Raw genomic sequence first — 5928 nt, 5'->3', positions numbered from 1 at the left:
TGGAGGCCGCGGGCGAGGGCGGTGGTGCGGTTCCAGATGGCGTTGGCGGTGTCTCCGGGGAGGTAGAGGGAGAGCCAGGCCATGCCGTCGCGGTCGGGGCTGTATTCCATCCGACGGTCGGCGGCGCTTTTGGTGTGGCGTTTTTCCAGGGTGTCGGGGTGGTGGCGTTCGCGCCAGGTGCGGACTTTGGCGCGGAACCGGGCGGGGAAGAGGTCACCGGGCGCGGCTCCGCGGGCGGGGTGGGGTGCGTCCGGGTCGAGGAAGTGCGCCACCAGGGCGGTGGCGCCGGCGGGGCCGAGGGTGTCGGTTTCGTCGGCGATGATTCGTTCCACCGGGTGTTGGTGGATCCGCGCGACGGTGCCCCGCTGGAGATCGGCCGGACCAGCTACCGGCTCACCCAGGCCATGAAAAAGACCCTGCAGCTCAGGGATGGCAGATGCACCTTCCCCGGCTGCAACAACCACTCCCCCGACAACGAAACCGACCACCTCCACGCCTGGGAACACGGCGGAACCACCGGCATCACCAAGGGCACAAATTACTAATGTGACCCTCCTCCAGGACATGAGTGAACACTTAAGCGTTTTGGAGCTTAGTGTTGAGTATCGATCATGAGCAACCAGCAGGGGGATTTATGGGTTCGGTTGAATATCTGAGTGGCTTGGGCGCATTCGCAGGACAGTGCCTGTTAGCTGACGACTACGAGTACCCATCCGGCTTTGCTGAAGCTATTAGGCTATCTCCCCAAGGTGCAGACATGGTCGAATCTGTGAGGCGGCATATTGACACTAGTCCTGCTGATTCGAAGGCTGCAGCCCTAGCGGCCTTTGTAGCTGGTGACACCACGCTCATAGATGTCGCACAGACGGACGAGGATGAGGTTGCCAGACTACTAAGTGTTGAGATTGCTGAGAAGCGAATTAGGTACCCTTGGGTATATGGCCGCCAGCTCGACTTACACTACTCCTCCCTTTATGGAGCCGCGGCTGCTCCAAGAAGCCTCCCCGCTGGCCAATCATACAGACTGCTCGATGACGTTCCTCAGGGCGTAGCTCAAATACGGGACATAGTAGTCGGACCTTTCGGAATTCTTCGTTCAGACGAACTTAGGTACACTCCGCCGCTAACCTGTGGTCCTAATTATCAGTGTAGTGATATCGGATGTAACGTCGCGCATCACGTCGAGCTGCAAACAGGGTCGACTCCATCTGGCAAGTTCTATAGAGAGTTGCAACGCACCTATCCTTCATCAGAAAAAATGCGGAATTTACGAGCTGATAGTCGTCGTCCGGACTCGCAGCATTGGGATGTCTTCAACAGTGATTCATTACCATGGCTCTTGGGTAACGGGCTAACAACGGGTGAGCAAAGGCTATTGCTGGAGCGCCTTAATTACCGCGGTAGCGCCAGTGCTAAAGGTCGCATCTCTTCGCTTAGCTTGTTCTCCAATGCGAATGCGAAAGGAAAACTAAACGCGATCATTTCAGAGCTTGATGATGCTCAAGTCCTGCAACTACTTCTGGTCTTTAGCACAGAGGACCTAGTCCAGCATCTAGAGTCCGTAGTTGACTCGGAGGAGATACACCTGACGGGAAGTGAAGTGCGCATTCCCGTGCTTCAGCGGCATGTGAGTGGAGGGGGATTCGGTACGAAGCTGCAGTTGAGTCGAGCTGGCGTTCGATTTACGCCTAACTACTCCGTACCCCTTATGCGAACGATGTTGCAAGCTTTGTACGCTGGAGCGGAAGATGAGCTTGCGTATCAACTTCTTGAATATCCGGGTACGCCTTTCGAGCGGCTCGACTACTATCTTCGCTCGGCCAGCAAAGAGGAAGTGCTTCAAAGGCTCGTGTTTTCTTCGCGAGCAACGTTGGTGCGGGCTTTCAAGGAACTAAAGTACGGTCGATTCGCCGTACCAGCGAATGCGGACGAGTCCAAAGCGCTTGAAGCCAGGCTAGTTTGGAAGCTAGGTGGACGAATGGAACTTCCGGTTAGTCCTTATGCTCGTCTGGCACAATTCGGTCAGGTCCTTCGTGGCGTCGTAGGCTCGCCACAAGCAACTCCTTCTGAGGAGTGGGTTACAGCAGTTCGAAGCGCAGGTTTAGATTTCTTTGTCGAGGCTGAGTCCGTGCTGGCGATAGCAGTGGACTTCAGCGCATGGATGCTGACGACAGATCACTATTCGTTGGGGCGGGAATCTTTCGCTTTCAGTCGGATGCGAGCGAAGAAGGCTGCGGCCCGGCTGCTCATTGAGAAGGGTGGAGATGATCTCGGCTTCAAAGAGAGTGGAAATTCCATGGGAACGCTGTTGCAAGCGTTTCCCGTACTTGCTGATGCAGTGCAGGAAATACTGACTCGCAAGGGAGAATACAGGCGCAGCGAGGAACCGTCGTTCGCCAAGTACACCAAAGTATTGGTGTTTCCGTTCCGCCACACCCGTTTGGTGTGCGACCTGGCGGAAAGTTCTGCGGACCAGATTATTGCGGCCTTGCGCGGAGTCCAGGCTCAGTTTTCGCGAACCGATGTAGCACAAACAAGAAATCGGCTGGGACATCCTCCCAAGACCTTCCCGACGGTTCAAGAGTTATCGCTCGCGTTAGATGGAGTCCTTGGTGCGCTGGGCGAACTCGCTTCGTTGGGCCTTATTCCGACCATTTACCAGCTGCATTCGACGACTCAGGATGCTTCGAAACGTGAACGTAGAGTCCTACGCGACGGTAGTGGAGGAGAGGTCGTGCTTCATGGTCCGTCTGAATTGATGTTCTCGTCAATGCCATGGACCGCTTCCCAAGTCGTTATCGTGCCCGGAGCGTTAGTCCGAGATACGGTTCATCCCGTTGTTTTCAGGCACCTAGAAGATACGCAATTCGCTGAGGAGTGGAGTAACTACCAGCAGTTTGACAGTGCGGAGTCCCATGCGGGTGAAACTTCGACACGTACCTAGTAGGGCTTGTAAGTGCGGGTCGCAGAGGGGCGCGCCGGAGGCGCGCCTCTTCACTTGAAATAGCAACATAACTCGGAAGCAAGTGAACAGACGCATCCAAGCCAGCCACAATGGACGTGGCAAGTGACGCAGCGCCCGGAGGACGCTCTGCGTCCGAGGACGAACGGTTACGCGGCAGCGAGTGACAGCCGTGTAATTCGTATGGCAAGATAGGCACATTGCAGTACCCGGCAGAACCAACTCAGGGCCGGAATAGATATTTGTAGGGTGGCCGTCCTGAGGGCCGAGCGACGTGGTAGGCCCGCGTTCCCGATAATGCTCACGGTTAAAACAGAGAGGGCCCATCCGGAGCGAGACCGGATGCTGAAGCCCCTGTCTTAGCCAGATATTTATCCTTCTGCTCTTTGGTGGGCTTCAGCGATTCCTTGTCGGTTTCGTTCTCCTGGGGTCCCAATGTCTACTTCTGCTGTCGGCTCTTCGCTTGGCCGGCTTATCGCTGCCGATGCCGGCTGGTTCTTCTCGCTCTATCCGGACGCTGGCGAGGGCGGCGGCGGTTTCCGCTCCTCATATAAGCCCAACCGTACGTTCGTCGCCAAAGGCTCAGCCGCGGATCCTGAGCGCGCTGCTGCCGAAGCCGGTCGGCGGGCGGGGTCCAAACTGCATCGTTACTGCGCAGCGAATCGGCTCAACCGTCTGGGGACGCTGACTTACGCCGGAACCGGCTGTCATGACCCCCAGGAACTCCGTTCTCACCTCGGCACGTTTTTCCGCGATCTCCGCTCCGCGCTTGGTGGCGATGCTTTGCCTTACGCGTGGGTTCCGGAGTGGCATAAGACGGACCACGGGCTGCACGCGCATTTCGCGGTCGGTAGGTACATTCACCGCCGTCTGATCAAAGAGGCTTGGGGCCGCGGGCATGTCCATATCAAGCTGCTTGGTGATCTACCGGTCGGGTCGGGGGCGCTATCCGAGGCGCGTAAGGCAGCCGGGTATCTATCGAAGTACGTCTCGAAGAGCTTTACGGAAGCGGGGTCGCAGGTGTTCGGGCTTCACCGCTACGACGTAGCCCAGGGCTTTCAGCCGGTCAAACTCTCTCTCAGCGGCCACTCTCCCAGTGATGTTCTTGAGCAGGCCTCGGACTATCTGAACGGGCCTCCCGTGACCCAGTGGTCGTCGGCCTCTGTTGAGGACTGGGCCGGTGCTCCTGCAATTTGGGCGCAATGGGGTGCATAATGCTGGATCAGCGTGTGCTTACTGCGTGGTTGGAGGCCAGTTGTGCCGTCCAAGGGTTTCGGTCCGTGTAACCGATCCCGGTGTTCTCGCCCGGTTGGCGTGCTCATGGGCGTCGCGCCCGGAACGGACGGACGCGGCAGCGGCCGGAGTACCGCCGCGGCGTCATAGCTGCCAAGCGGGCTGAATTCGTGCCGGGTCCAGCGCCCTCGCTCCCGGCGTCCCCGGCAGAATAGTCGCGTAGTCCAGGACGGCCTTGATGATCGCGGCCTGCCGGTCGAGGTTCAGCGTCTCCCACGTCTCTTTCAAGTGCCCTCCGGTGCCGATTAATCCATCCAGAGCGGTCGAGTTGGACGCCATCGCCAGCTGTCGCTCGGTGGCCTTGATCCGGGCCTCAATCGGCCCGCGGGCAGCCTTCCACTCCGCGGATGAAATTTCCTTGGCCGCCCACAGTTCGGAAAGTTCTTTCATCTGGCTCCGGTCTGCCTCCAACTCGGTCAGCAGGCTGCTTTGCCGCTCGTCCGCTGCCCGGCGCCCCGTCAGGGCATCAGTCATCTGCGGTGTGTCAAGGCGCATAAGTACGGCAGCGGCAAGAAACTCTTCCAGCGGCGGGGCCACGATCGTGATGCCTCCGCAGCCACCGTGGTCAGGACCTGACTGGCAGACATAGCGGCGGGTTTCCTTGCGGACGGCGGAGAACAGCTTGTTTCCGCATTTTCCGCAGCGCAACAGGCCCGACAGCACGTAGCGGCGCGGCGCGCGGGTGTTCGTGCGTTTCTTGGTTTCGAAGCGGGCGAGGATCTGCTGCCGCTGTTCAGGTGTAATGATTCCTGCCCATTTAGCGTCCGCAACCACGACGCCTTTGTGCTCCCGCAGCCCAGCGACCGTGCCGACTTCAGGAGCGCGTTTAGGGTCATGGTCTGCCATGAGCCGCCAGCGGTGGTCTGCACTCCTTCCTCATTGAGCCAAGAACAAATGGAGCGTGAAGATTCCCCGGCCAGGAACCGGGCCACAGCCTGACGCAAGATCTCAGCCTCGGCCTCGTTGACTGTCATGCGGTCCTGCTCGTACCCGAACGGGCGGTGGTGGCCGCCGTTAGGTAGTCCCTGCTCCGCCAGCTGGCGGGCCTTGCGCTGGAGGCGCTGGGACTTCCGCCCGGACTCCTTGGAAGCGATGGCCGCCAAGATACGAGCCATGAACAGGCCGTCATCGTTACCGAGGTCAATGTCAGCGGTTACCGACTTCACCTGAGTCACCCCGGCCTGCTCGCACAATCGGGTGAACTGCTCCAACTCCATCGGCTGCCGGGTCAGCCGGTCCATGTTGTAAACAATCACCGCGTCCCGGTACCCCTCGGCAAGGTCAGTGAGCATCCGCTCGTACGGGGTCTAGGCTTCCCCTTGTAGGCGCTGATGTCGTTGTCGACGTACTCATCCCCGATCGTCCAGCCGTGGTCCGCAGCGAGCTTGCGGCAGTCCTCCAGCTGGCGCGTGACGCCCAAAGCTTCCCCTGACTGGTCGGAAGAGATGCGGGCGTAGATCGCGGCGGAACGAGGTGCTTTCATGGGGTCAGACTAACAAAGCGTCGCTAACCTCGCCCAACTCTGCCCCCAACACCACCACCTCAGACACAACAGCCACTGGGAACCCACCCCCGCCAGCCACGCCGAACCACCCGGCTGGACCTCACCCACCGGCCGCCACTACACAGCCGAACACCCCGACCGGGAACCACCACACTGGCCACCCGGACTC

Annotated in this window: 3 protein-coding genes and 3 pseudogenes; 3 read left to right on the top strand and 3 right to left on the bottom strand. The window is 59.4% G+C overall.

The genetic code is table 11. From position 1 onward, the window contains the following. A pseudogene (locus BACI348_RS20530) lies at positions 1–347 on the bottom strand (HNH endonuclease signature motif containing protein); the annotation flags it as partial. Here BACI348_RS20530 and BACI348_RS20525 point away from each other — a divergent pair. From BACI348_RS20525 to BACI348_RS20515, 3 genes and pseudogenes are all read left to right on the top strand, one after another. Further along, a pseudogene (locus BACI348_RS20525) lies at positions 315–527 on the top strand (HNH endonuclease signature motif containing protein); the annotation flags it as partial. The pseudogenes BACI348_RS20530 and BACI348_RS20525 overlap by 33 nt on opposite strands. Before the next feature lie 701 nt (positions 528–1228). Then, complete coding sequence (locus tag BACI348_RS20520) at positions 1229–2944, top strand: hypothetical protein (protein WP_159830420.1); 1716 nt, start codon at positions 1229–1231, stop codon at positions 2942–2944. Between the two features lie 453 nt (positions 2945–3397). Further along, positions 3398–4177 (top strand): rolling circle replication-associated protein, encoded by a 780-nt coding sequence (locus BACI348_RS20515; RefSeq protein ID WP_159830418.1) that lies wholly within the window; start codon positions 3398–3400, stop codon positions 4175–4177. A gap of 162 nt (positions 4178–4339) precedes the next feature. On the opposite strand, the gene BACI348_RS20865 is transcribed toward BACI348_RS20515, so the two are convergent. Continuing rightward, positions 4340–5101: a recombinase zinc ribbon domain-containing protein gene (locus BACI348_RS20865; protein ID WP_236557736.1), complete on the bottom strand. Its 762-nt coding sequence runs from the start codon at positions 5099–5101 to the stop codon at positions 4340–4342. Next, a pseudogene (locus BACI348_RS21185) lies at positions 5095–5738 on the bottom strand (recombinase family protein); the annotation flags it as partial. The pseudogene BACI348_RS21185 and the gene BACI348_RS20865, both read right to left, overlap by 7 nt. Positions 5739–5928: the final 190 nt, after the last annotated feature.

This window comes from Arthrobacter sp. 9AX, assembly GCF_902506095.1.
Taxonomy (GTDB): domain Bacteria; phylum Actinomycetota; class Actinomycetes; order Actinomycetales; family Micrococcaceae; genus Arthrobacter.
This window is presented reverse-complemented; position numbering and strand designations above follow the sequence as displayed.

What these genes read in the sequence shown, in the direction of transcription:
- BACI348_RS20865 (WP_236557736.1), bottom strand. Translation starts at nt 5,101, where the DNA reads ATGGCAGACCATGACCCTAAACGCGCTCCTGAAGTCGGCACGGTCGCT.
- BACI348_RS20515 (WP_159830418.1), top strand. Translation starts at nt 3,398, where the DNA reads ATGTCTACTTCTGCTGTCGGCTCTTCGCTTGGCCGGCTTATCGCTGCC.